This is a genomic window from Pseudoxanthomonas sp. Root630, assembly GCF_001427585.1.
Classification (GTDB): Bacteria; Pseudomonadota; Gammaproteobacteria; order Xanthomonadales; family Xanthomonadaceae; genus Pseudoxanthomonas_A.
In genome coordinates this window covers 13,078-37,414 of the sequence record NZ_LMGY01000005.1, presented here as the reverse complement: position 1 = coordinate 37,414, position 24,337 = coordinate 13,078, and the positions used below count along the sequence as shown (strand labels likewise).

Annotated in this window: 18 protein-coding genes; 15 read left to right on the top strand and 3 right to left on the bottom strand. The window is 61.7% G+C overall.

Annotated features, from left to right (window positions below):
- The first annotated feature begins 36 nt into the window (after nucleotides 1-36).
- From ASD72_RS04685 to ASD72_RS04630, 14 genes are all read left to right on the top strand, one after another.
- Entirely contained in the window at nucleotides 37-1,116 is a 1,080-nt protein-coding gene (locus ASD72_RS04685) for an efflux RND transporter periplasmic adaptor subunit (RefSeq protein ID WP_235577938.1), read from the top strand.
- On the top strand, nucleotides 1,113-4,196 hold the full coding sequence (locus tag ASD72_RS04680; protein WP_056878789.1) for an efflux RND transporter permease subunit: 3,084 nt from the start codon (nucleotides 1,113-1,115) through the stop codon (nucleotides 4,194-4,196). Before ASD72_RS04685 ends, ASD72_RS04680 begins: the two co-directional genes overlap by 4 nt.
- A 31-nt stretch (nucleotides 4,197-4,227) precedes the next feature.
- Nucleotides 4,228-5,517, top strand: a complete 1,290-nt coding sequence (locus ASD72_RS04675; RefSeq protein WP_056878788.1) for an NAD(P)/FAD-dependent oxidoreductase — start codon at nucleotides 4,228-4,230, stop codon at nucleotides 5,515-5,517.
- A gap of 6 nt (nucleotides 5,518-5,523) precedes the next feature.
- Nucleotides 5,524-7,455, top strand: a complete 1,932-nt coding sequence (locus tag ASD72_RS04670) for an alpha/beta fold hydrolase (RefSeq protein WP_056878787.1) — start codon at nucleotides 5,524-5,526, stop codon at nucleotides 7,453-7,455.
- Nucleotides 7,455-8,564, top strand: a complete 1,110-nt coding sequence (locus ASD72_RS04665) for a lipid A deacylase LpxR family protein (RefSeq protein WP_081420147.1) — start codon at nucleotides 7,455-7,457, stop codon at nucleotides 8,562-8,564. The genes ASD72_RS04670 and ASD72_RS04665 overlap by 1 nt, the downstream gene beginning before the upstream one ends.
- Nucleotides 8,565-8,857: 293 nt before the next feature.
- Nucleotides 8,858-11,203, top strand: a complete 2,346-nt coding sequence (locus ASD72_RS20435) for a transcriptional regulator (protein WP_081420146.1) — start codon at nucleotides 8,858-8,860, stop codon at nucleotides 11,201-11,203.
- Nucleotides 11,204-12,660: 1,457 nt separating this feature from the next.
- Nucleotides 12,661-13,080, top strand: coding sequence for a prepilin-type N-terminal cleavage/methylation domain-containing protein (locus tag ASD72_RS04655; protein WP_200948833.1), 420 nt, complete (start codon nucleotides 12,661-12,663; stop codon nucleotides 13,078-13,080).
- A gap of 53 nt (nucleotides 13,081-13,133) precedes the next feature.
- Nucleotides 13,134-13,592 (top strand): hypothetical protein, encoded by a 459-nt coding sequence (locus tag ASD72_RS04650; RefSeq protein ID WP_162250343.1) that lies wholly within the window; start codon nucleotides 13,134-13,136, stop codon nucleotides 13,590-13,592.
- Nucleotides 13,576-13,992 carry a hypothetical protein gene (locus ASD72_RS20855; protein ID WP_155944477.1) on the top strand — a complete coding sequence of 139 codons (417 nt, stop codon included), beginning with the start codon at nucleotides 13,576-13,578 and terminating at the stop codon, nucleotides 13,990-13,992. The genes ASD72_RS04650 and ASD72_RS20855 overlap by 17 nt, the downstream gene beginning before the upstream one ends.
- Before the next feature lie 62 nt (nucleotides 13,993-14,054).
- Complete coding sequence (locus tag ASD72_RS04645; protein ID WP_235577937.1) at nucleotides 14,055-14,726, top strand: hypothetical protein; 672 nt, start codon at nucleotides 14,055-14,057, stop codon at nucleotides 14,724-14,726.
- A 4-nt stretch (nucleotides 14,727-14,730) separates the two neighbouring features.
- A complete protein-coding gene (locus ASD72_RS20850; protein WP_155944475.1) occupies nucleotides 14,731-16,824 on the top strand; it encodes a hypothetical protein in 2,094 nt (697 codons plus the stop codon).
- Between the two features lie 187 nt (nucleotides 16,825-17,011).
- A complete protein-coding gene (locus ASD72_RS04640) occupies nucleotides 17,012-17,386 on the top strand; it encodes a roadblock/LC7 domain-containing protein (RefSeq protein ID WP_056878782.1) in 375 nt (124 codons plus the stop codon).
- A 62-nt stretch (nucleotides 17,387-17,448) separates the two neighbouring features.
- A complete protein-coding gene (locus tag ASD72_RS04635; protein ID WP_056878781.1) occupies nucleotides 17,449-17,808 on the top strand; it encodes a hypothetical protein in 360 nt (119 codons plus the stop codon).
- Between the two features lie 1,041 nt (nucleotides 17,809-18,849).
- Nucleotides 18,850-19,389, top strand: a complete 540-nt coding sequence (locus ASD72_RS04630; protein WP_056878780.1) for a GTPase — start codon at nucleotides 18,850-18,852, stop codon at nucleotides 19,387-19,389.
- A 1,263-nt stretch (nucleotides 19,390-20,652) separates the two neighbouring features.
- Here the strand turns inward: ASD72_RS04630 and ASD72_RS04620 are convergent.
- From ASD72_RS04620 to ASD72_RS04610, 3 genes are all read right to left on the bottom strand, one after another.
- Entirely contained in the window at nucleotides 20,653-20,898 is a 246-nt protein-coding gene (locus ASD72_RS04620) for a hypothetical protein (RefSeq protein WP_056878778.1), read from the bottom strand.
- 131 nt (nucleotides 20,899-21,029) lie between these two features.
- Nucleotides 21,030-22,613, bottom strand: coding sequence for an EAL domain-containing protein (locus tag ASD72_RS04615; RefSeq protein WP_081420145.1), 1,584 nt, complete (start codon nucleotides 22,611-22,613; stop codon nucleotides 21,030-21,032).
- A gap of 560 nt (nucleotides 22,614-23,173) precedes the next feature.
- The gene (locus ASD72_RS04610; protein ID WP_056878776.1) at nucleotides 23,174-23,500 is read right to left on the bottom strand and encodes a helix-turn-helix domain-containing protein; all 327 of its coding nucleotides are present in this window, start codon (nucleotides 23,498-23,500) and stop codon (nucleotides 23,174-23,176) included.
- 95 nt (nucleotides 23,501-23,595) lie between these two features.
- Between ASD72_RS04610 and ASD72_RS04605 the strand changes: the two genes are divergently transcribed.
- Nucleotides 23,596-24,336, top strand: coding sequence for a hypothetical protein (locus ASD72_RS04605; RefSeq protein ID WP_056878775.1), 741 nt, complete (start codon nucleotides 23,596-23,598; stop codon nucleotides 24,334-24,336).
- Nucleotide 24,337 lies beyond the last annotated feature (1 nt).

Sequence of the window (24,337 nt, the reverse complement as noted above, 5' to 3'; positions counted from 1 at the left end):
CACCGACCTGAGCCCACCCCTATGAAGCCCTTTGTCTTGCTTGCCCTCTGCACCGCGATCACCGCCACGTTGAGCGGATGTTCCCAGGATCCGTCCGCCGCGCCGGAGGCACCCCGTGCGGTCAAACTGGAGAAAGTCGGTGCGCATGGCGACAGCCTGCGCCAATTCACGGCGACCGTACGCCAACAGGATCGCGTGGACGCCGCCTTTGAGAACGGCGGGCGCATTGCCGCGGTCCTGGTGGACGTGGGCGATCGTTTTCACAAGGGCCAGCTCCTGGCGCGGCTGGACGCAGAAACGCTCCGTCTACGTGTCCAGCAAGCCGAGGCCAACGTACGGTCGGCCAACGCCCAGGTCAGCGAGAAGCGCCTTCAACTGCAGCAGCAGCAGGCCTTGTTCGAGGACGGCGCCGCATCCCAGCTCAGCCTGACCAATGCCGCGGTGGGGCTGGAGTCGGCCCAGTCCCAATTGCAGGTGGCCATGTCCGATCGGGGCCTGGCCCAGCGCGCCATGCGCATGGCCGAGTTGAGGGCGCCTTTCGACGGCAGTGTGACCGCCAAGCGGTACCAGGCGCACGACGACGTCGCCGCCGGGGCGGCGGTGCTGCAACTGGAGGGCTCCACCGGCCTACAGGTCGTGGCCAATCTTCCCGATGCGCTTGCGCGCACGCTTGCGCCGGGTGAGCTCATGCAGGCCGAATCGGCCGGACGACCGATTTCCTTGAAGGTCCGCAGCGTTTCGGCGCGCGTGGACAGCGCCGCGACGGTGGAAGTCCTGCTGGATGTGGCCGGCGATGCGTCGGGCCTGCGTAGCGGCGAGAGCTTGCTGCTAACGCCGGAGTCGGCGTCCGCCGCCCACATCGCCGTGCCGTTGTCGGCCGTCCTGCTGGCCGCTGATGGGAAGAACGCGAGCGTGTTCGTGTACGACCCCAAGAAGGGCACCTTGATGCGCCGTCAGGTGGCCTTGGGGGACGTCGAAGGCGATCGCGTCGGCGTCAAGATCGGGCTGAAAGCCGGTGAGCAGATTGTCACGGCGGGCACCGCCTTCCTGACCAATGGACAGCGGGTCGTGCCGTTCCGTTCCGCCTCGCGCCTGGGTGCCGAGGTGCAATCGTGAAACTGACCCAATCGGCCCTGGGCTCCAGCCGCCTCACCTTGTTCGTGGCGGTGCTGCTGATGCTGGGCGGCATCCTCACCTTCCTGAGCTTCCCTTCGCAGGAAGAACCGTCCATCACGGTGCGCGAGGCCCTGGTAAGCGTGGCCCAGCCGGGTTTACCGACCGAGCAGGTCGAGCGCCTGCTGGCCCGTCCGGTGGAAGAACGCTTGCGGGAAGTGGCGGGCATCAAGCGCATGAACACCACCGTTCGCCCGGGCATGGCGATCATCCAGCTGACCGCCTATGACAACGTCGAGGATCTGCCCGCGCTCTGGCAGCGGGTGCGCTCCAAGGCGGCCGAGGCGGAAGGCACGCTGCCGCAAGGGGCGTACGGTCCGTTCATCGACGATGAGTTCGGGCGCGTCGCGATCGCCTCCGTGGCGGTGACGGCGCCGGGATTCAGCACCAGTGAGATGCGGACGCCCTTGCGCGCCCTACGCGCCCAGTTGTACACGATTCCAGGCGTGGAACGGGTATCGATGCATGGGCTCCAGGAGGAGCAGGTCTACATCGACTTTGATCGCGCAAAACTGACCGAAGCGGGCCTGACGCCGGCCCAGGTCGCCACGCAGTTGCAGCAGCAGAATGTCGTGGCCCCGGGTGGGCTGGTCTCGGCCTCCGGCATGTCGATGTCGCTGTCCACCTCCGGTGAGATCACCGGCGTAGGCCAGCTGAGGCAGTTTCTGGTCACCGCCCAGCGCGAGGGCACGGCCCGTGAGGTGGCCCTGGGTCAATTGGCGCGCATCCATGTGATGCCGGTGGATCCGCCGCAGAGCGCGGCGGTGTACCAGGGCCAGCCGGCCGTGGTGGTGGCCGTCTCCATGGCCAAGGGCCGCAATGTAGCCGAAGTCGGCGCCGAGCTGCGGAAGAAGCTCGACGAGACCGCCAAACTGCTGCCGGTCGGTTTTCAACAGCATGTCGTGACGTTCCAGGCCGACGTGGTCGAGCGGGAAATGGGCAAGATGCACCATGTCATGGCCGAGACGATCATCATCGTCATGGCGGTGGTCATGCTGTTCCTGGGCTGGCGCACCGGGTTGATCGTGGGGGCGATCGTGCCGTTGACGATCCTGGGCTCGCTTATCGTGATGCGCGCCCTGGGCATCGAACTGCAGTCGGTCTCGATCGCGGCGATCATCATCGCTTTGGGTCTGCTGGTGGACAACGGCATCGTGATCGCTGAAGACATCGAGCGCCGGCTCGGTGAAGGCGAAAGCCGATGGAGCGCGTGCGAGGCTGCGGGCAGGACGCTGGCCGTTCCGCTGCTGACCTCTTCCTTGGTGATCGTGCTGGCGTTCTCGCCGTTCTTCTTTGGCGAGACCTCCACGAACGAATACCTGCGCTCACTGCCCATCGTCCTGGGCGTGACGCTGCTGGGCTCCTGGCTGTTGAGCATCACCGTCACGCCGCTGCTGTGTCTGTTCTTCGCCAAGGCGCACGTCCACAAGGAACAGGCCGAGAGCTACGACTCCCGCTTCTATCGCGGCTACCGAACGATCATCGAGAAGCTGCTGCAGCATCGCCTGATATTCATTGGGTCCATGCTGGGCCTGCTCGCCTCGGCGGTCCTGGTGCTGGTCTCCATCCCCTACGACTTCTTGCCCAAGTCTGATCGCTTGCAGTTCCAAATCCCGGTGACGCTGGAACCCGGCGCCGATTCGCGCGAAACGATGCGGGCGGTCAAATCGATCAGCCGCTGGCTGGCCGATGAGAAGGTCAATCCGGAAGTGGTGGACAGCATTGGTTACGTGGCCGATGGCGGTCCCCGCATCGTGCTTGGCCTCAACCCGCCCCTACCTGCGCCCAACATTGCCTACTTCACCGTCAGCATCAAACCCAACACCGATATCGACCAGGTCATCGCGCGCACGCGCTCGCATATCCGGGCGAACTTCCCGCAATTGCGCGCCGAGCCCAAGCGCTTCTCCCTGGGCGCCACCGAAGCCGGCGTGGCCGTTTACCGGATCACCGGTCCGGATGAGGACGTGCTGCGGCGGATCGCCGGTGAGGTGGCTCAGGCCCTGAAAGCCCTGCCCGGTACGATCGATGTGTATGACGACTGGCAGGCGCGTGTCCCGCGCTACGTCATTGACGTGGATCCGCTGAAGGCGCGCCGTGCGGGCATCAGCCATCAGGACGTGGCGCAGGCGCTGGAAATGCGTTTCTCGGGCCTGGCCGTTTCCGTCGTGCGCGAGGAAGGCGTCAACACGCCCATCGTGATGCGTGGCAGTGCCGCCGATCGTAACGGTCGCGCCGATCCGGGCGACACGCCGATCTATCCGCAAAACGGCGGCGCCCCGGTGCCCTTGTCAGCCATTGCCACCGTCTCGCTGTCGTCGGAGCCGTCCACCCTGGTCAGGCGCAACCTGGAGCGAACCATCACCGTCACCGGTCAGAACCCGGGCATGACGGCGACCCAGATTGTGTCCACGCTGCAGGCCTCGATCGACAAGATCGCGTTGCCGCCGGGGTACCGGTTGGTGCTCGGGGGCGAGATCGAGGATTCGGCCGAAGCCAATCAGGCGCTGACGCAGTTCCTGCCCCATGCACTGGGCGGCATCCTGCTGCTCTTCATCTGGCAATTCAATTCGTTCCGCAAGCTTTTCATCGTGATGGCCAGCGTGCCCTTCGTGTTGATCGGCGCGGCACTGGCGTTGCTCGTAACCGGATTTCCGTTCGGCTTCATGGCCACCTTCGGCCTGTTGGCGCTGGCCGGCATCATCGTCAACAACGCGGTCCTACTGCTGGAGCGCATCGAAGCCGAGCTCAAGGCCGGCTTGGGCAGACGGGAAGCGGTCGTGGCCGCCGCGCTCAAACGTCTGCGACCGATCGTCATGACCAAGCTGGTCTGCATCGTGGGTCTGATTCCGCTGATGCTGTTTGCCGGCCCGTTGTGGACCAGCATGGCCATTACCATGATCGGTGGCCTGGCCCTGGGTACCTTGGTGACGCTGGGTCTGATTCCCATCCTGTACGAGACGCTGTTCTCGCTGAAGGTGCCCAACCTGGATGCGCGCGGTGCGCCGGAGGAGGTGAAATGAACACCTCCCGGTCCTGGGGGGGGGGCGCGCCATGAGCATCCCGCGCATCGTCATTGTGGGCGGAGGCATTGGGGGCATGCTGTTGGCCACCCGGCTGGGTCGCCGCCTCGGCCGTCGCGGTGAGGCCGACATTTGCCTGGTGGACCGTGAATTCACCCACGTGTGGAAGCCGCTGCTGCATACGATCGCAGCCGGCACACGGGATGTTCATCAGCAACGCGTGCATTTCCTCGCCCATGCATCCAAGAACGGCTATCGCTTTGAACCCGGCGAACTCCTGGGCGTGGCCCGCCATGCCCGCTACGTGCGCGTCGGGCCGCTGCGCGACGCCGCCGGCGCCATCGCCGTGGGCCCGCGGGAGCTCCCCTATGACCTCTTGGTGCTCGCTTTGGGCAGCGGCGCCAACGACTATGGAACGCCTGGGGTGCGCGAGCACGCCCATTTCATCGACAACCAGGCACAGGCAGAGGCTTTCAACCAGGCACTGCGCATGCACCTGCTGCGCGCCGCGCTGCACGACACCGATATTCGGATCGCCATCGTGGGCGGCGGGGCTACAGGCGTGGAATTGGCGGCCGAGCTCAGCGACCTGACCGAACAGGCTTCTGGCTTGGGGGATGGGCAACTGCGGCAGCGCTTGCGATTGACCCTGTACGAAGGTGGACCGCGCATCCTGGCGGCGTTCCCTGAGAAGATCGCCGAGGCCAGCAGCGATGTCCTGCGCGGGTTAGGTTTCACCCTCCGCACCGGCGCCCGGGTGCAGGGGCTTTCCGAGGGCGGCGTGCTGCTGCAGGACGGCCAAGCGGAGCCGGCCGACCTGGTGGTGTGGGCGGCTGGGGTGAAAGCCCCGGGCGTGCTGGCCCGCATCGCCGGCCTGCCCCTGAACCGTTTGCAGCAGGTGGAAGTAACGCCAAGCCTGCAAGCCTCCCGGGATGAGCGCATCTTCGCCATCGGCGACTGCGCCAGCCTGACACCCCCCAATGCCGGGCGTGCCCTGCCGCCCACCGCACAGGTGGCCGCCCAGCAGGCCGAACACTTGGCGCGCTATATCGAGCGTGCGTTGCAGGGTGAGGCGGTACCCCCTTTCCGGTACCGCGACCAAGGCGCACTCGTGTCGCTGGGCAAGTACAGCGCCTACGGCACCCTGGGCGCCGCGGGGCTGTACCCGGGGTATTTCATCCGAGGGCGCCTGGCACAACTGGGCCATGCGTGGCTGCACCGGCGACACCAAGCCAGCGTTCTGGGATGGAGCCGAGCCCCGCTCGCCTGGCTGGCCGAAGCCACCAATGCCTGCGCCCATCCTCCTATCCGACTGAGTTGAGTGCCCATGTCGTCTTCGACTGACAATTTCCTGGCCGCATCGCGCCTCTTGCGAGTCCTTGCCCTGGTGCTGTGCGCGCTATCGCTGGGGGGGCTGTCAGGCTGCGCGATGGTCAAGGCCAAGCCAATGAAGGCCGAGCGCTACATCGAAGCCAAGCGCGGCGACATTCTGACCACGGGCGAACTGAGTGCCTCGACCCACCAAACCTTGAACATCCTGGGCCTGGAAAAGCGCTTCTGCCTCACCCAGCCCCAAGCGTGCGCACAGGAGCTGAGCCAGGCCGACGGCACCTCCCGTGAAGGGGGCTTGGCCGCCGCCGCTGAGGTGTGGATGGCCAGTGCCTTGGACGGGGGCCATCCGGCAGTCAGCAGCGACCAACAGGTCAGACAGCTCTCGGCTTGGCTAGAGGTGGCGCGCTACGCCTATGCCTACCTGTTCTATACCGAGCGCACGCCGGCCGAACGCGGGTTGGAGGAACGGCAAACGCAGGTGCGTGACTACTACAACTATGCCGTCGAACGCGTCGTGACCGCGGTCTTCGCGCAGGTAAAAGAGGGCCACCAGGGCGCGTTGGCATCCGGCGTATTGCCGGCGCCCGCGCCTTGGACCATGACGCTGCATCTGGATCAGGCAGAACAACAGGGCCGCATCGCCGTTCCCGACGCCATGCTGTCCGCCTCGGCGCTGCGCTTTAAGGGAATCCGTAATCAGTACCGTCGCGACGGCTTCGGCACCGAGATGGTTGCGGTGATGGGCGATGAGCCGGTCGATCTGGAAATGGGCGAAGACCTGGCGGTGCGTCCGGGCTATGTGAGCTTTATGCCCACACCGAACGTCACCCTCGTGTTGCGCTTTGAAGGTCACTCGCTGCTGGAGATCCTGGGCACCTCCGCGGTCAGCCTGGAAGCGCTGGATCCGCTGCTGCACACCAACATTGAGCTGGGCGGCGTCAACGTGCCGCTGGCGGCCAACTACACCGCAGGCTACGGCGTCTGGCTCGCCCGATCCGGATTTGCGGGCAACTCGCTGCGCACCCTGTTTGGCATGAAAGCGGGCCTGGAGCGACCGCACCTGTTCCTGCTGCAACCCTATGACCCGCAGCGCCGCGTGTTGTTGCTGATCCATGGTTTGGCGAGCAGCCCGGAGGCCTGGGTGAATCTGGGCAACGACGTGCTGGGCGATGAGGCGCTGCGTCAGCACTACCAGATATGGCTGATGTACTACCCCACCAACTTGCCGCTGGCCTACAACCACATGGCGATCCGGGCCACCGTGCTTCGGACGTTGAATCGCCTGGATCCGGAGCGGGATGATCCCGCATCCGAGCAGATGGTCCTGGTCGGCCACAGCATGGGCGGCGTGATCTCGCGCTTGATGGTGTCGACTACGCAGGGAGATCGCCTGTGGACGGGCTTGGGCATGGATCAGTTGCCGCAAGGCGTGGACGCCGAGCAGGTCCGCAGTGAGGTCGGACCGTTGCTGACATTCGATTACATGCCGGAAGTCGGGGCTGCCGTCTTCATCGCCGCGCCGCATCGCGGCAGTCCCAAGGCCGACGGCATGCTCGCTGCCTTGGTGCGGCGGCTGTCGAGCATTCCCGTCGCGCTCCAGGACCGCTACCGCCATACCGCCAAGATCGCCTCGGACCTGCCGGATCGTTTGCCGTTAAGCATCGACAATCTCAGTGAGCAGGACCCCTTTATCAAGGCCGCCGCCGATCTGCCGATTGAGCCGGGACTGAAGTACTACTCGATCATTGCACGCCAGAACGAAACGGGGCCGCTGAGCGACTCCAGTGACGGCGTGGTGCCGTACGCCAGCGCGCATTTAGCGGGCGCCACGTCGGAGAGCATCATCCATGATGGCCATAGCGTGCAGGAGAATCCGCAAGCCATTCTGCAATTGCGGCGGATCCTACGCCAGTTGGAAGAGCACTGATGGCGGGCCCCTACATCACGGGCTCAGACAAGAAGCCACGAACGACCGTCCGCCGCCAGCGCCGCATCCACCGATCCACCCCACTGGCGCCGCTGGTGCTGTGGGCGGGTCTCTGGGCGGCCAACGCGAGGGCTGCGGTCCCCGAGGCATGCCCGTCCAGGACCGAACTTCCACCCACGGTCAACTTCCGCGTGGACAATGACCTTCTGGGGAATCAAGACCAAGGCTATAGCAATGGCGTGCAACTGACGCTGGTCTCCCCCAATCTTGCCGATTACACCGATGATCCTTGCCTGCCGCGGTTGGCGCGTCTAGTCAATCGTCATCTGGCCAAACTCGCCCCCACAGAGTTTGACCAGCAGAACATGGTCGTGACTTTCAGCCATGCCGTCTTCACGCCGACAGACTTTAATCGGACGGATCTTGTTCGGGAGGATCGACCTTACGCCGCCGCGCTACTGGTGGGCTTTGGTTACAACACCCGCCTCGGTGACACGTTGCGCACCACTCAGATCCAGCTCGGCATAGTGGGTCCGTCGGCGCGAGGTGAGGAGATTCAGAATGGGGTCCATGACCTCATTGGGAGTAAGCCATTTCGCGGCTGGACGCACCAGCTGCGGGACGAACCGGTGTTCCGTATCGTGCACGAGCGCATGCGACGATTCGCCCCAGAGCAAGGCGAATGGGGCTGGGACGCGATCACGCACTATGGCGGAAGCCTGGGCAATCTGACCAGCTACGCCAATGCCGGTGCTGAGCTAAGGGTGGGCCGCAACCTGCCTGACGATTTTGGAAGCACGCCGCTGCGACCTGCTGGCGAGAATACTGCCCCCAGCAGGAGCCGGCCTTGGGGTTCGGCATTAGGAGTGCATCTGTTCCTGACCGCGGATGCGCGTTGGGTGCTGAACGACATCACGCTGGACGGCAACACATTCAAGAGAAGCCACAGCGTGGACAAGCGGCCATGGGTTGGCGAAGTGGGCGTCGGCGTGGCTGTGACAAAGGGTCGCTGGAAGTTTGCACTCGCTCGCTATGATGTAACGCGTGAGTTCAAGGGTCAAAAGCAGACGCCAATTTTCGGTAGTTTTACCATCAGTCGCGCCATGTAGGCGCACCTGAAGGCCGAACGGAAGTAAGTACGGCATTGTCTCCTTGGCTGAGGAAAATCCGAGCATTCGTTCAATGATTGGAAGCTGTCCGCTGCATCCGTTCTAATTATTCCGAGTGATAGCAAAATCTCGGAAATTCCTGGTCGTGTGCCTGCGCTGCGCGGACGAGCGGTCGCAACTCTCGGGCTGTAGAACGTACTGAGAATTTCACCCAAGAGCCGTCAACTTTTCTGAAGCCACCCTTGTCCTGGGTGGTAGCTAATGTCCTAATTACCTCCGGGAGTCCATCGTCGATGTCCATGCGTAGTGACCGTTATCGCTTCGGCGACTTTTTGTTGGACATCCGGGCCCGTGAGCTCTGGCACAACGGCGAATTGGTGGGGCTCGCGGTTGTGGCCTTTGACTGTTTAGCCTATCTGGTCCAGCACCGTGATCGCCCGGTAGGTCGCGATGAGTTGATCGCGGCGGTATGGGGGCGCGCCGAGATCAGTGAATCGACATTGGCACACACGGTAGTGCGCCTGCGACAGGTTCTGGGGGATAACGGTAATGAGCAACACAGCATCCGAACGCTGCCGCGACTAGGATACCGGTGGGTCGCACCGGTGGACGAGGACGCGACGCTCCCATTGGCCGTAGAGACCGACCTTAGCGCGCCCATCATTGCGCACGCGCCGACACAACTAGTCCACACTTCGCCAAAACGTATCTCCTTGGCCTTCGTTGCAGGCGCAGGATTGCTGGTTCTGGGCATTGCATGGGTCGCCGCGCGATCACGATCCGAACCAGAACTAGCGCCCTCTTCGTTGCAGCGCCCTCCTTCGGCTCTGCAGGCAGCCATGGTGCATCCAGCGAAGGTTGAAGCACCCGAAAAGTGGATCTGGCTGCGCTTAGGGTTGATGGATCTGGTGGCCAACCGCCTACGCCACGGCCGTCTGCCGACGTTACCAAGCGAATTGGTTCTTTCCTTGGACAACCAGTCGTCGAGGGCGCAGGAAGCGCCAAAGGGTGTCTTTTTACGCGTGTGGCCTCACGCCGAGTTCAAGCGCGGTCGATGGCTCGTACGTCTGGAAGGCCTCACCCAGGATGGTCAGCATACGGAGGCCACCGCGGAGGCGAACGATGTCATGGAGGCGGCCGGACTCGCATCAGACAAGCTGTTGGCAGCTCTCGGTAAAACGGTCCCACAGGGTGCAAGCAATGCTTCGCCTGAGATCGAGCACTTCTTGCAGCAACTAGCTGCCGCGCGGCTGGCCGGTCACGTACCGGATGCGCTGGCCCTGCTTCAAAAAGCACCAGCCGAATGGACCGCGCGCCCTGAGGTGCAATTGGCTGCAGCAAGAGTTGATTGTGATCGCGGCGCCCGCGAAGCCTGCCAAACACGGCTGGAGGCACTGCAAACCAAGGTGACTTGGAGCAACAATGCTGTCTTGCAAGCACAAGTGCACGTCACTTTGGCTTGGCTTCACATCAATCGTCAGCAATTCGACCGAGCCGAAGGACTATTGAGTCAGATCATTGCCAAGAAGGGGCAACTGGCCGCCTCAGATGTTCTCGGCAATGCGTACTCACTACGGGGCTGGCTGCACTACGCCAACTGGCGCCTCTCAGAGGCCTCGGAAGACTTGGGGCAGGCCCGTGCCATATATCTTGGCACGGGCAACCTGCGTGAGTTGGCTCGGGTCGATCAGCGGCTGGGGACTGTGGCCGAGCGACGCGGGCACCTGAGCAGTGCGCTAGCCTCCCTCAATGTTGCGGAGCGCCAATTTGAGAATATAGGTGCGCAGGGCGACCGAATGATCACTTTGATGGCCCTGGCCGGCACCCATCAACAGTTGCTCGAATTCGACAAGGCGCTGGCAGCGACAGATCGCTATTGGTCGGAAGAATGGACTTCGAATTGGGGAGCGGCTCTGTATAGGGCCTGGGCCCTTACTTACAATGGACGCTTGCGCGAAGCGGAAACTCTGTTGGCTTCCGCTCAGGCTCAATCAGATCCCGAAGAGGCGCCACTGATGCGCGCCGAGGCGGCTGCGCTCTCTGCTCGGATTGCATTGTACCGCGGTGAGTATGCTGAAGCCGCACGGCTGGCCCGACGGGCAGCTTCCACGGAGCTACAAGAGTCGGACCGGCGCGATTACCTCGCCAATGCGCTCGTTCTTGTTCAAGCGCTGCAGGCCAGCGGCCAATCTTTGGAAGCTGGCGAGGAAGTTCGTCGCCTGCAGACGTGGGTTGCCGCTTTTGATGATGACCGCCTTCATGCTGGTGCTGCTCTGGCTCGTGCTGAACAAGCGTGGACCCAAGGGCACAGGCAGGAAGCCTTCGCCGACTTCGAAGTAGCGTGGAGATATGCCGAACGCGTGGGTATTCCTGACATTCTTGTGGCGGTGGGTGCCGCTTACGGCGAACGGTTGGTCGAGGTCGGTCAGTTTGAACGCGCTGGGGCAGTCAGTGGGCGCTTGAGCGCGTGGGTCGAGCAAGACTTGCGCGCGGCGAGGATAAATGCCCGGATTCTCCAGGCCATGGGGAACCAATCGGCAGTCAACGCGGCGTTTCAATCGGCCACTCGATTGGCGGGGGAGCGCCAGATTGGTGGGACGCCCGGTTCTAAAGGCCGCATGGTAGTGCTGTCTCCCTAAGTTTTCCTTTTCAATGGGTTGACTCGCTAGCGGGCCTCTAGAAAATCAACCTAACGCGAGGATCCGATGATTATCAGACGATCTGTTCCCTGTAGCTCCACAGCCAATTTCCCTGTCTGGGGTGCCGCTGGCCACTTCATCTGTTTGGATTGGCAAGGCCACCAGATACTAACGGCGATCGGACTTGGTCACACACATAGCGGGAGAAGGCGCGGTGCGTGCTTGATGGCGCACTTACGATCGACGACGGTCCTCACTGCACTGTGAAGGCTGCCGGCTGCTCCGTGGGAGCCGGCGGGGCCACAAGGCTCGTCCAGCAGCGGTTGGGCTTGAGCCCTTAGCTGTCCAGTCCCACTGGAAGATCAGAAGTGCTGCCTCCGCGGGGCGAACGTTCTTCGGCTCAAAGAAACTGCCCGAATACCAGACCCCGGCAACGGGCGGTGCATCTAAACGGCACCTCGGCTGCACATCTGCCGCATGCCGCTTTCCTGTTGCTGGGCAATCCTCGAACTCCTCGACCAGGAGATGAATCTGCGACTGAGTCGGGATTTCCAAGGTTGTAGGAGCGCCGTAAGGCAACGCACTCTGAGGCTCAAATATGGCTGCCACTGGCACCAACGCAAGCATAGCGCCATTCCACGCGCGAGAAGCGCGTCAGGTAATTGCTGGAACAACCGGCGCTCAGGAAATGGATGGTCTTCAAATTAGGCACACCAAGCTGAACTTGGCCGACGGTCAGGTCGATGTATCTCTCATAGTGCGTGGTCGTTCGGTAAGGCTAGTAGAGGTTATCCATGCCATGTGCCGGAATGGGATGTACAACATGCTGGCGCCGTTCGAGGACCAGTATTGACGAAGGGGCCGGTTCGCTGCTCCCTGTTACCGAATCTCGACAAGCCTGCTCCTCCACCGAATGCTGAATATAGAAGGCGGCCTGCCTGCCGGTGAATCCATGCCATACCCTGCACGCATACCAATTCAAGTCCAGTTTTGTGTCTGGTCGCCGGAGCACTCCCAGTTGTCGATAGGCGATGTGTATCCGCTCCAATGCTATCCAACGCCTTTTGGGGCTGTACCTAGTTGCGGGCGGCGTCATCTATGAACGTCTAAGCCAGCGCTGGCCCCTGTTGCCCCACCCCCCCCCAAAAAAAGGGGGGGGCATTTTCGGCCAAGTGCCACACTGCCTGACAACATTCGCCGACACCGAACGGATCCCATAGGCCCGCCGCAGGCGGCTGAGTAGGAATGCCGACCACGCGCTGCGAACTCTCGACGCTGTGCACTCCAGCCGAGCGAACAACAAGACCGTGGCCAGTTCGGCATTGTGCGGCGGGCGAGCCGCGGCGCGGGTTTGCAACTTGCATGCAGTCTGCATGCCGCCTCCAGTGGCGGGCATGCCATGGCTCCCGCATGCCCCCATGCTTCGCCCCCTCGAACTTGGGGGGTAAGACATGGGGATGCCGAGCCGCGAACGCGGCTTTACGCTAATCGAACTTATGGTTGTCGTGGCGATCATCGCGATCCTGGCGGCGATCGCTTTGCCGGCCTACGAGGATTTCATCCTCCGCAGCAAGATTCGTGCAGCCCAAAGTGATCTGCTAGCCCTGTCGGCTAACGTGGAAAACTACCGTCAGCGCACCTTGGTGTACCCGGGCCAGACCCTGGCAGATACAAGTGCCGTGACCGGAACCTTCCCTGGCTGGGCCCCGTCTTCCAAGCGGGCCGACTTTGGCTTCAGCTATGGCAGCCATGCCAGCGGCTACGAGCTTACCGCCGCCGGGGTGGGCGGACGGTTGGCCGGTTGCACGATCACCCTCACGGCAAGTAACGAACGCACCACTGCAGGCTGCACGGCCGGAGGCGGCAGCCCATGGTGAGGTTGCGTTTCGCTGGAAAGTGTCGGGAGGGGGGCTTCTCGCTAATCGAGCTGATGACGACGATCGCAATCATGGCTTTCCTTGCCCTGCTAGGGGCACCGCTGACGCGGGACTGGGTCGATGGCACCAAGCAGATGCAAGCGCGGAATGCCCTTTTGGAGGGCGTTGGATACGCGCGCGCACTAGCACTGCGAAACCCTTTACATCTAGCCGACGACGCCCCGATCGCATTACTTCGCGTATCGCGCGGCCGGGCGCACATCGATTTGACGGGGGTGGGCACGGCTTGGCAGACCGACCTGCCGTCATCGGTCAATCTGAAAACCGCCGGCAAGGCCGACTTCGGCTCGGTCGATGCCTTCGCATCCAGTAGCGACGTATTTTCATGCGTAGCGTTCAACAGCCGTGGCGTGCGATTACCCGCGGCGACGGACTGCTTGCTGCCTCTGACCGAGGAGCGCATTGCCATAGGCGTCAGGTCCAAGGAGCCGCTATATGTCGAGATTCTCTAACCAAACGCCTAGCGCGCAACGGGGTGATGTCCTGATTGAGTCGCTCATAGGCGTGCTGCTGACTGCCATTCTTGGCGCTGGAATGGCACACGTCGCCGCTCGGATTGCTGAAAGCCACTACGAGGCAAAACTGGAAAACCTGGCTGCCGAGCAAATGCGGGAGCGTTTACACAACGAGGGTCTACGGTTGTGCGATCAACGCACCATCGCATTGGATATCCCGGGAGTGGTCTCCCCAACAGCGAGCATCACCTGCGCCGAAGTTGCACAGGTAACGGTTTCGATCGCAGGTCAGTCGCAAACCATCGCGCCCCCCCGCGAGGTGCTTCTGCGCGCGAAGCTGGTAGGCGGCCCAGCTGTTGAAGTCGGCACCCGACAGCTAGGTGAGGGCGCGCGATGAGGGCGCCCCACATTGTTCGACGCGCTCAATACGGCTTTACTTTGATTAGCATGATGGTCGGCTTGGTCATCTCGCTGATCACCATATGCACGATGCTGGCCGTGTACAAGGCGAGCATTGACATCTCTACCAACGCCGCGAGAGGTGCCGTGCGCGATGGTCAAATTTCTGTTGCTCTGCTCGCCGCTCAAGTTGAACTCCAACAAGTTGGCTATGGCCTAGCGCCAGGCGAGAGTGGCGTTCTATCCGTTTCTGATGACGGGCGGGAGGTGCTGTGGCGGTACAGGGCCTACCCACAATCTGGCAGCCGCTGCGCTGGTCTGAGGTTGGTCACCACTCCCGACGACACTCGCATTGAGACATCTCCGTCCGACGCGCTCGGAGACCGGCGGGGTCTCTACTGGCTTCCCGGCAAGAGCTGCACCTCGGTCGACCCAGCCCCTCAATGGGCTAGCAATGCCCAAGAGCGCCCCAGATTGCTGGCTTCCGCCTCCAGCTTCTTCGTCCCGACCAACCGGCAGGGCGGCACGCTGACTGACGAGGCCGGCAGCCTCACGCTAACGGGCCTTCGTTTCGAGCAACAAGCAAGCAGTGGTTGCCTGCCGTATGCACAGCAGTCCGAGATTGAGGAACTGCCCAGTCGCATGCAGAGAGTCATCCTAAAGACGGCCTCAGGCGATCAGCTGTTCTCGGCCTGCTTGCCCAACATTCGCACTGCACCTTCCGAGGGCTAACCAGATGCTTAGATCAAATCCAGCTTTCAGCGCTAAGCATGGACAGCATGGCATCGCCACTATTCTGATCATCCTGCTACTGGGATTGGCCGTAACGGTGACGGTACTCTTGGTCGCCTATTCGTTGCGTGGAACACAGCAACGCCAGTTGAGCGCACATGCGATGACAGCTGCGCAAGGGGCCGCGTGGCGGGGTGTGGAAACCGTGCGACTCTACCTGAAGCAACTGCCTGCCTCGACCCTGGAACAATGGGGTCCGGCGCGTGGTGAGGGTAACCCTGTTGCTCCGGCAGCCGCGATTCCGACACCGAACGCAGACTCCGCCGCCTCTACTGGAGCATCGGCCGATGAGCCGGTTGCCGGGCCTAGCTGCCGGAACTATGCCGAAGGCATGGCCATCGGCGGTCTGGAAAGAATGGGCATAAGTGGTCGTCTCATACAGGTGTGCGCAGCGGATGACCAGGGCAGGCATCGGATCACAGCGCAGATCACCGGCCATTCCGGCAGCGCCCTGGCTAGTACCACATCCACGGTGGAAGTGATTTATGACGTCATGCCAGGCACGGCCGATGATGGCGGTTCAACCGAAGGTGAGACCTTGGTATCTCCGGTACCGGCAGCGAGCTTCATTGGCACACTCAACTACGATGGAAGCACGCTGAATGTTGTGGATGGTGAGCGTGCCACCGACATCGCCGTTGATGGGCCCATCAACTTCAATGGCGCAGCACGCTTCTCCGCATGCTCGACCAGCAATATTGCGTTCACTAGCAACCAGTATTGCGGCGCGTACTACCGAGCAGCAGGTGCCATTACCGGACGTGGCGCGACATTTGGAAAATTCGGCGACGCGTGCAGTACGGCCGATGTTGAGGGTGTCAGACTTCACGCCGGAACGGGGATAGACTTGTCTAGTGGAGGCAGCAACAGTAACGGCCGATTCTGGAACGTGATCACCGCTTCTGGCGACATACGTATACACGGCACGTCGCAGTTTATCGCGCCAAGTCGCTCGCTGTGGAGTGGAGGCGCGATTAGCCTTGGTTCCGCAGGTAGCAGTGGTGCGCCAACAGCGGAAGTTCTGGCCGGCGGGGATCTCACTTTGGGGGCGGGAAATCAGCTCAGCTGGATTGATCTAGCCAGAATCGGCGGCAGCCTCTACATAGATTCCTGGAACAATCGTGTGGCGGCAGGTACGGTCGCAGGTAGTGTCGTTGTCCGTAGCGGCAACCAGACCCAAATCCAGGTAACTGTAGGAGGCGATGCACCCTCACCACCGCCAGCCCCCAAGTGTGATGTCAAAGTGCCGGAAATTGACGTGCAGGCGCTGCGGCCCCTCTCGAACATCATTCTCGATTTCAGAAGCGGTGATCGCGCGTATCCGCTACTGACGGTCCAGAACATGTTTCCCCAAACGCTAAACGCCACCTACGACCTGACAGCGCTGGATGCTGGCGCGTTAGAGACTATCGCGGGACTCTTTGGATGCAATGCTGCCTGGTGCAGAAACCAAGCACTTCCGTCCTACAACGCGGGGACAGGATTCTGGCGCGTGCCAGCGTTTGGCACCATTCAGCCTGGTGTGATCTGGGCGAATGGCTCTCTCGACATTCAACCCAATAGCAACTTTACGTTCTACAACGCGTTCATCGCCACCAACGATGTCCGGCTTAGCAACAACGGATTCGTCATCTACGCGCCAAACTTCGCCCCGCGCGAGGCGGATGTCTGCGCCGCCAATCGCTATCCACAAAATCTTTGCAAAGCCGACGTGGTTCGAAGCGGCATCGCATTGGGCAACATGGCAGTTCTGGCTGGTCACAATGCCACGCTCAGTGGAAATACCATTTTCGGGAATGTCGTTATCGGCAATACCTTGGAGGGAACGTCAGGATCCATCCGGATCAACGGGCGCTTGGCCGTGGGGAGTGACTCATCTTCGACGATCAACTTCTCTGGCGGTGGATTCTCCATGACCGTGGACACTTCCTCGCTATCAGAGGCGCAGAGCGTTATCGAAACTGGTGGGGAATCCGAGGAGCGGCCGACAGAAGCTGCGCCTTCGCAAGCGCACGTCTTGTGGACGCGGTATCTGTAGGTTGGCTTAACCAGGACCATTGCGGGCTCGATTGCTATCTTCGGACACGGGTCGGCGAATTGCCCCCCTACCAACCTGGCCTTGAACAGATGATCGAATGTTATCTGATACGGCGCCTTGCATTACATGATCAAAAATACAAAAGGCGCGCAGCGCAATGACTCATAAAAGTTCTGGCATTGAGAAGATGGACAAGGCAGCTCTGCTACAGGAGTTCCTTCGGTCGAAGAAGCGAACGCCCGGCATCTCGATGCTGCTACTGGCTACTGCCGACGGCCGCGCTCTGGTCGAACTCAATGAGCGAGGTGGCGATCCACGTAGGCTGTCCGCCATGGCCAACTCCTTCCTCACCTTGGGCGAGGCCGTGGCCAAGGAACTGGGCTTGGCATCGGCCGACTACGCTGCCATTGCGACACGCCAAGGGAACGTTGTACTGATCCGACTGAATCACACTACGCCCCTGACCCTGGCTGCGCTGGGCACCACCCATACCAACATTGCTGTGCTGCTGTTCGCTGCTCGTGAGTGTGCAACGCGCATCTCGATTCTACTTCCCGCGTAGTGATCATGAATGCACAACCGGCCCGACAGACCCCATTTCATCACCCATAAGGAAAAACGAAGATGTCGAAGTTGAACTTGGAAGGACTTAGCCAGATCGCGGGCTTTGTTGGCGTCGCCCTCGTAGACGGCGACAGCGGGATGGCCATGGCTACGCTCGGAGGTGGAAGCCTCAACCTCGAAGTGGCTTCGGCGGGCAACAGTGATGTACTGCGCAGCAAACGACGCGTCGCTGAACAGCTTGCGCTGGACGACGCCATTGAAGATATCTTGATCTCGCTGGGCAAGCAGTACCACATCATTCGACCGCTGGAGAGCAATTCGGCGCTGTTCCTTTATGTCGTGCTAGACCGAGCACGAGCGAATCTCGCAATGGCACGACATGAGCTTAAGAATTTCGAGCGAACGCTGGATTTCAGCTGACCTTCCCTGCCCCTCCCCCTCCGATCACGCGGGCACCGGCCACTTACATTCGCCCGCTGACTAAAGCTATCCATATGCAGCCTTTCTTATCCTCGACTATCAGGGTCGCAATGGCCGGGTTGGATCATTTATCCGTGACACGCCTGAAGGTCGCGTGTTCGCTTCTTGCGGGAGAGCGGATAACGGTCAGGCTCATCGAATGGGGTGCAGAACGGGCAGAGCTGCTTGTGGCCGACGAGAGCAGCGAAGCGGGCAGTGCCGCGATCCAACTGGCCATAAAGCAGAAGACTACTCTGATACGTATTGCCGCGGCGGCGCGGCCGTCCAGAACGACGTGCGAACTATCACGTCTTCCAACTGTACGAGAGCTAGTAGAGGCTCTTAAGTCCGCGATATGCGCGGAGGTGACATCTACTGCTGATACTGATGCTGGCTGGAGCGCGCCATTGCCTCACCCGCTTCTGGAGCATCTTCGGTTGGATCGCCGTCGCGAAAAGAGAACGCTCTTGGAGTCGGGACTTTTTCGAGTCATAAGCAATAGCCGCAGCGGGACGTTGCATATGCTGCGCCGTATGCCAATCGAGGAGTTGCTCAGGCGAGCACTCGAGCCAGATTGGTGGGCGACGGAAGTTTCAGACAGCAAATGGGAATCGGTGTATTTGCCCGATGTTACCAGTACCCACGCAATTGAGACTATATGGTGGAGCTCGCTTCCGCGCCTTTCGGAACTCGAATTCCCCCGCGTGGCGGGTACGTCGCGCCTGCGCGCATGGCCAGTTCTGGACGCGGGCACTGCACCGGGCTCTTGGCCAATAATTCTGGCCAAGCTCTCAATCCGCCCCTGGTGCGCAGAGGTGCTCGCATCGAGGACCTCAGTTTCAGTGCACGAGGTTCAAAAGGTGATGGCTCTAGCGCGACTTAGTGGTTTAGAGGCAACGGTGGACGAGGTTGGAAGAAACACGCGAGCTACCACCATGACTCATGTCGATACCGTACTGCGACTGGCAAAACGTTTTGGTTTAAAGCTCATGGGAACTGCAAATGGCTAATGGTGGAAGCAAACTCGTGTTCGTCGGCGGCGTCGGTGCGGGAAAGTCCTCAGCAATCCGCGCAATCTCCGACACTGCTCCGGTATGTACCGATATGCCGCTCAGTGGCGGCGCCAACGGGCAGAAGTCTCTCACCACCGTGGCGCTGGACTACAGCAGCGTTGATCTTGAGGGTGAACTACTGCATCTCTATGGCGTACCTGGCCAGAAGTACATGAACTTCATGTGGCCGATGGTGTGTGCCGGGGCTATTGGCATCGTTGTTCTCGTCAATGCATGTCAGGACGATGCAATCGAGAGCACGATCGAACTTTTGAAGGATTTCGGTGAACTCGCGCCCGATGCGAGTTTTGTGGTCGGCGTGACCAAGAGCGAACTTGCCCCCGATTTCCAGTTCACGACGTTCCGAGATCGACTCGACGCGGAAGGATACCACCTCCCCGTTGTGAGGTTGGACGCCCGGGTCGCTAGCCAAGTCGAGTTCATGCTCAATATTCTGCTGGCTTACCACCATGCTGGAATGCCGCTTTGATGCGAGGAGAAGCAGAGGTAGGGTGCGACTAGGAATGCATGCAGTTGAGATGACGACATTCTTCTTCACGTATGGCACGAGCTTCGCGGGCGATGCAAATTAGCAACGGTCGCAGTCTTGGCCGATGCACTCCCAAGCGCATTCCGTCAGTGTTGTGCCACCCATCGCCGAACAGGAAGCCATTGCACAGACTACCGGCAAGTTAATGAATCCTCCGCGGCGGTTGGCCGCGAAGCACATGTGTAGCGCCTGGTCGATGGACCTCCCAAGCTCAACGTGGTCAGGACGGTTTTCGGTCACTCTGCTTTTTTGCACGTATCTCGGCTGAACCCCAGAAAGAAGCCCCGATCTTCGGTAGCTTCACGATCAGCCGTACCCTCTAAATTTGGCTACTGGCGACAATCCCCAGCGTAGCGACGCGTCGGCGAACGGGCACTTCGAAGCTGGAAGGATAGACCCTTCTCCGGTCGCGCATGTCTTGCGAGGACTGTAGCTCTACTCTCCTCGCCGTCTGCAATGCATCAGAACGTTGGCAGGTGTTGGGTGAACGAAGACTTGGTTCCACCTGATTGTTGTCGGCTCACCACAAGTCCGCCGCACAGCGTTGATCTTTTCTGCCCAAGTTCCGCGCGCTCAACCAGTGTCTTCCAGCTGATAGCGCGAAAATGGCGCGCTGCGCTAGAACTGGCGAACGTGTCCGACCCCACGCCCACAAGTAGCGAGCGCGGCATTGCCTCACCCTCCTGCGCGGGCGCCTGCCAAAAGGCGCCGCAAGCGCTCGGTTTGCCAACACGCATCACGCTATCCAACGGGATCCTACTGATACTGTGGGACCACAGTCCCGGCTCGCGGCCTGATCCCACAAGGCAGCGATGCGGGTCGCCTTAGGCTGTTGCCAATGTCCAGTTCCATGTCTGCGCGTATCCTTAGCGCGCGCGCCGAGGCGTCGTTAACCCAATCTCAGTTGGCTGAGCAGTTGCGGGTCAACCGTAGCGCCGTGGCGCAGTGGGAGCGCGTGGAAGGTGGCACTAATCCCAGCATTGTCCATCTGACGCATATTGCGGACATCACCGGCGTAGGATTCGAGTGGCTTGCCACGGGACGTGGCATAGCGCGCAGTCGCCGTCGTCGGGCGAACTCCAGAAGTCCCACTGAAGAGATCAGCAACGAGTTTGAGGTCCAATGCCTGCAATGGCTTAGGCGCATCCCGCCGCGTAAGCATGCCTTGGTCGTCCAGCTGCTGTCGGAGTTGGCCCATCGCCGTTAGAACGTGCGCTGGACCCACTCAGGACACCCGCCCAGCATGATATCAGCCACGTGCTGATCCATCACAACCGCACCATTGGTGCGCATGTGCTCCTCAATAAATTGCCGGCCCGCCGTATCGCGCGAAAGAAAGCGCATATCGGGCTGACGCCCGGTGAGCTCAGAGGCATGGGAGGCCGGAAGTGGGGCATCGGCCGGGCACACGAAGTAGCCGCCTTCAATGCGGTAGAGATGAAGTCTCATGATGCGTTCGCCGGCCCTTGCGGCATCAGACGTGCCACGGTCTGGGGCACACGCGTACGTTAGCAAAGCGCATCGGGCACTGTCTGAATTGTTCAGCTTCAGCGGGCCACAACATGGTGGTGGAGCTGATGCTAGGGCGTGCGGCGCTGCTCTAGGGTGGCTTCCAACGCTAGTACGCGTGCCTGCAACTCTACCTCGCGCGTAATATCGCTGAAGGTGCCAAACCAACGCACCAGTTCGCCGTGGACCCACTGCGGTCGTGCCCGGCTGCGCACCCACCGCCACGTGCCCGGTGGCCACTGGATGCGGAAGCGGGTTTCAAACAGATCGCCGCTGGATAACCAGGCCAACCATTCGGCATGCACGCGCTGGCGGTCATCCGGATCCATACGGGCATACCACGCCGCCGTGCGTTCCTGGAGGGAGCGATGCGGCGGCTCATCGACCATGGGGCTAATGTAGCTGAGCTCGCCGCTGGGCTCGGCAATCCACATGACGGTGGGGCTCAGCTCCACCGAGTTGCGGTAGTGGCGTTCGCTGTCGCGCAAGGCCTGCTCGGCCTGTTTGCGCGCGGTGATGTCGATCGATACCACCGACAGGCCCAGCAGGCCGCCAGACTCATCCCTCACCGGCTGGTGGTAGACCAGGAACACCTCGGGCTTGTCAGGAAACTTGAACTCGATCGATTCGCCATTCTGGCCTTTGAACAGGCCATCGACCGTGCTCTCCACCAGGGCCGCCACCTCGGGCGTGTACACCTCCCGGATTGCCTTGCCCACGACCTGATCGGGCGTCTTATCGATCATCCGGCAGAACGCTTCGTTGGCGGCGACATAGCGCTTGCCCATGTCAATGAAGCACAAGCCCACCGGTGCCGACGCGTACAGGGCTTCGAGTTGGTATTGGCGGTGGAAAGGCGACAGATGCAGGCCCTGCCGCGTGCGCTCGGTAACAGCCCGCGTGCTCAGCAGCGCCGGCACCGCCTCGGCCGGCACCGGCCGTCCGAACAGCCAGCCTTGCGCGAAGTCACACCCCAGTCGGCGCAGGAAATCGGCTTGCTCAGGCGTCTCCACCGCCTCGGCCACCACCGGGATTTCCAGACTATGACCAAGCCCTACCACGGCTGCGATGATCTTGCGGCTGTCGGCATCGATGTCCAGCTTCTTGACGAAGCCGCCATCAATCTTGATTTCGTCAAAGTCGAACTCGTTCAACCGCACCAGGCTGGAAAAGCCGGTCCCGAAATCATCCAGTACCACCTTCATCCCCAGCGCCTTCAGCGCCTGGACCGTTTGCCGGGCCCCGCCTTCATCTTCGATGAGCTCAGCTTCGGTCATTTCCACCCGCACCCGGCCGAAGGCAAAGCCGGTCTCGCCGATGGCATCGACCATCAGCCCCATGGCCTGGGGATCCTGCAGCAGGCTGGGCGGCACGTTGAAGGCCAGGTAGCAATCGCTCTGCCACTGGCCGGCCGCCGAGCAGGCGCTGCGGATCAGGTTGTAGGTCAGCACCGAGAGCAGCGATTTGCCGTGGGCCGCGGGAATGAATTCGTTTGGCCCCACCTCGCCCAGGTCCGGATCGATCCAGCGGGCTAGCACTTCGAAGCCGACCGTGCGCATCGTGCGCAGGTGAACAAGGGGCTGAAAGACCGGATAAATACGGTCAAAGCACACAGCCTCGGCAATGCGTTCGCTGACCGCATGGCGGATCTGCATGGCCGATGGTCCCCTTCAATCCGTGGCGACCGAGTGTAAGCCCGCATGGGGGTCAGGTCACATTGCGGCAGTCAGGTCCCACGCCGGAAACGCTGACGACGACGGGATGCGGGGGAACTTTTCTGAACAGGGACGGTCAAAGCCTCCGGATCATTCGATCTGCACAAGAGAACTCAGCGATGAACTCTCACAGCAACAGTAAATAGAGTCGGTCCTCGGGCATTGTCCCTTGGACCTAAACAATTCAAGGAAAAACTATGTCTAACGAACAACAAGTAACCGATACCTGTAGTTGTACCGTCGTACGTCCCGTTTCCGTCGTGAGCTACCGACGCTGGCGCAACGGCAAGGAACAAACCGTGCATGCCCACTGCCGCTCGCGTAAGGGGCAACACACGCCTGATGCGTTGGCCCGCTATGCCCGACGCGTACGGCGTCGTGCCGCGGCCCGTCGCATGCGCACCGCCCTGCCCCGGTAATCGCCTGCCCTGCAGCGGGCGGGCCGAGCTTGCCCGCTGTGGCCCCTGCGTCATCCCCAAGCCTGCCCGCGCTGCGGGTAGCTATTTCGTGGGCGGGGACTCCAGCGCCTTAACCAGCTCGCGCTTTTTCTTTTTCGTCAGCGAGGGCCAATGCAGCAGCACCTTGGCCAGCAGTTCGTCCTCGGTGTACAGAAAGGCCGGCGGAATCCCTAGGGCCTGGGCCAGTTGCTTGGCCATCGCCGAACGAGGCTCATGAACGCCGCGCTCGTATTGATTGATGCGGGGGCTCGCCACTTCGACCTCCATGCCAGCCAGAACACCCAGCTGAGCCTGAGTCAGGCCCCGGCTCAGGCGCGCCTGCGCCAGCCGCCGGGCAAAGATCGATCGCTTGTCAGCCGCTTTGGACACACGGGCCCCTAGTCACATCCTGACAAAAGGATGGCCCAAGTGCCGCTGCTTGGATACTAAGTTAATCTTAGTGTCCCTGCAATGCGGCCCACCCCATGACGCCTCAAACGCTGGATGACCTAGGATTGCCGGGGGCGGTGTACCTGTGGTCCCTGCTGCATGCCCAACACCATCGGCTGCCGTTGGCGCCCACGGCCGAACTGTCCCGGGAGGTCATGCAGCTGCTGGCGACCCATCGGATCGTGGTGCTGGAGAGCTCGGATTTGGCCGCCGGCGACTATGCCACTCCTATTGAGGGCATTGGCTGGCGATGGGTCTGGCAGGCTTACCAGGCCGAGAGCGTGCTACCGGCGCTGGAGGATTTCCTATCTTCTATCGCGCAAGACGAGTTCGTGCTGACCTTGGGGGTGACGTTGTGGCACCGCCTGCTTCGTGATGAAGCCCAGGCCTTTTATGCCCAGCAACTGGTGCGCTGCCAGTTCGATCCGGCCTGGCAGCAGGACATGGTCTTTGCCCACCGCTTGTCGCCGCTGTCGCTGAGCGCCTCACAATGGCGGTACTGCGCATGGGCGGCGGTACGCTGCGGGGCCACCCTGGCCTGCCAGGGCACGGCCCCGGCCCTGGTGCGCGAAGGCATGTACCGGGAACTGCTGCGACGAGCTGCGGCGGTGGCCGCCGGCCGTTACGGTCGATGTGGGTTTACCCCAAGCTCGGGGCCACCACCCACGGCGCTCGCGCAAGGCCTGGCCTGCCAGTGGTTCGCCCTCGGCCAAGCGTATTGGACGGACCTACCGAGTACCGCGGCCCTGCTGGCCGGGCGCGCGGCTTGGACTTAGG

Excerpts from the sequence above, each read along its gene's own strand:
- ASD72_RS20435 (WP_081420146.1), top strand. The coding sequence starts at position 8,858 with ATGTCCATGCGTAGTGACCGTTATCGCTTCGGCGACTTTTTGTTGGAC.
- ASD72_RS04620 (WP_056878778.1), bottom strand. The coding sequence starts at position 20,898 with ATGAGACTTCATCTCTACCGCATTGAAGGCGGCTACTTCGTGTGCCCG.
- ASD72_RS04655 (WP_200948833.1), top strand. The coding sequence starts at position 12,661 with ATGCCGAGCCGCGAACGCGGCTTTACGCTAATCGAACTTATGGTTGTC.
- ASD72_RS20850 (WP_155944475.1), top strand. The coding sequence starts at position 14,731 with ATGCTTAGATCAAATCCAGCTTTCAGCGCTAAGCATGGACAGCATGGC.
- ASD72_RS04635 (WP_056878781.1), top strand. The coding sequence starts at position 17,449 with ATGTCGAAGTTGAACTTGGAAGGACTTAGCCAGATCGCGGGCTTTGTT.
- ASD72_RS04665 (WP_081420147.1), top strand. The coding sequence starts at position 7,455 with ATGGCGGGCCCCTACATCACGGGCTCAGACAAGAAGCCACGAACGACC.
- ASD72_RS04640 (WP_056878782.1), top strand. The coding sequence starts at position 17,012 with ATGGACAAGGCAGCTCTGCTACAGGAGTTCCTTCGGTCGAAGAAGCGA.
- ASD72_RS20855 (WP_155944477.1), top strand. The coding sequence starts at position 13,576 with ATGTCGAGATTCTCTAACCAAACGCCTAGCGCGCAACGGGGTGATGTC.
- ASD72_RS04615 (WP_081420145.1), bottom strand. The coding sequence starts at position 22,613 with ATGCAGATCCGCCATGCGGTCAGCGAACGCATTGCCGAGGCTGTGTGC.
- ASD72_RS04605 (WP_056878775.1), top strand. The coding sequence starts at position 23,596 with ATGACGCCTCAAACGCTGGATGACCTAGGATTGCCGGGGGCGGTGTAC.
- ASD72_RS04650 (WP_162250343.1), top strand. The coding sequence starts at position 13,134 with ATGACGACGATCGCAATCATGGCTTTCCTTGCCCTGCTAGGGGCACCG.
- ASD72_RS04675 (WP_056878788.1), top strand. The coding sequence starts at position 4,228 with ATGAGCATCCCGCGCATCGTCATTGTGGGCGGAGGCATTGGGGGCATG.
- ASD72_RS04630 (WP_056878780.1), top strand. The coding sequence starts at position 18,850 with ATGGCTAATGGTGGAAGCAAACTCGTGTTCGTCGGCGGCGTCGGTGCG.
- ASD72_RS04670 (WP_056878787.1), top strand. The coding sequence starts at position 5,524 with ATGTCGTCTTCGACTGACAATTTCCTGGCCGCATCGCGCCTCTTGCGA.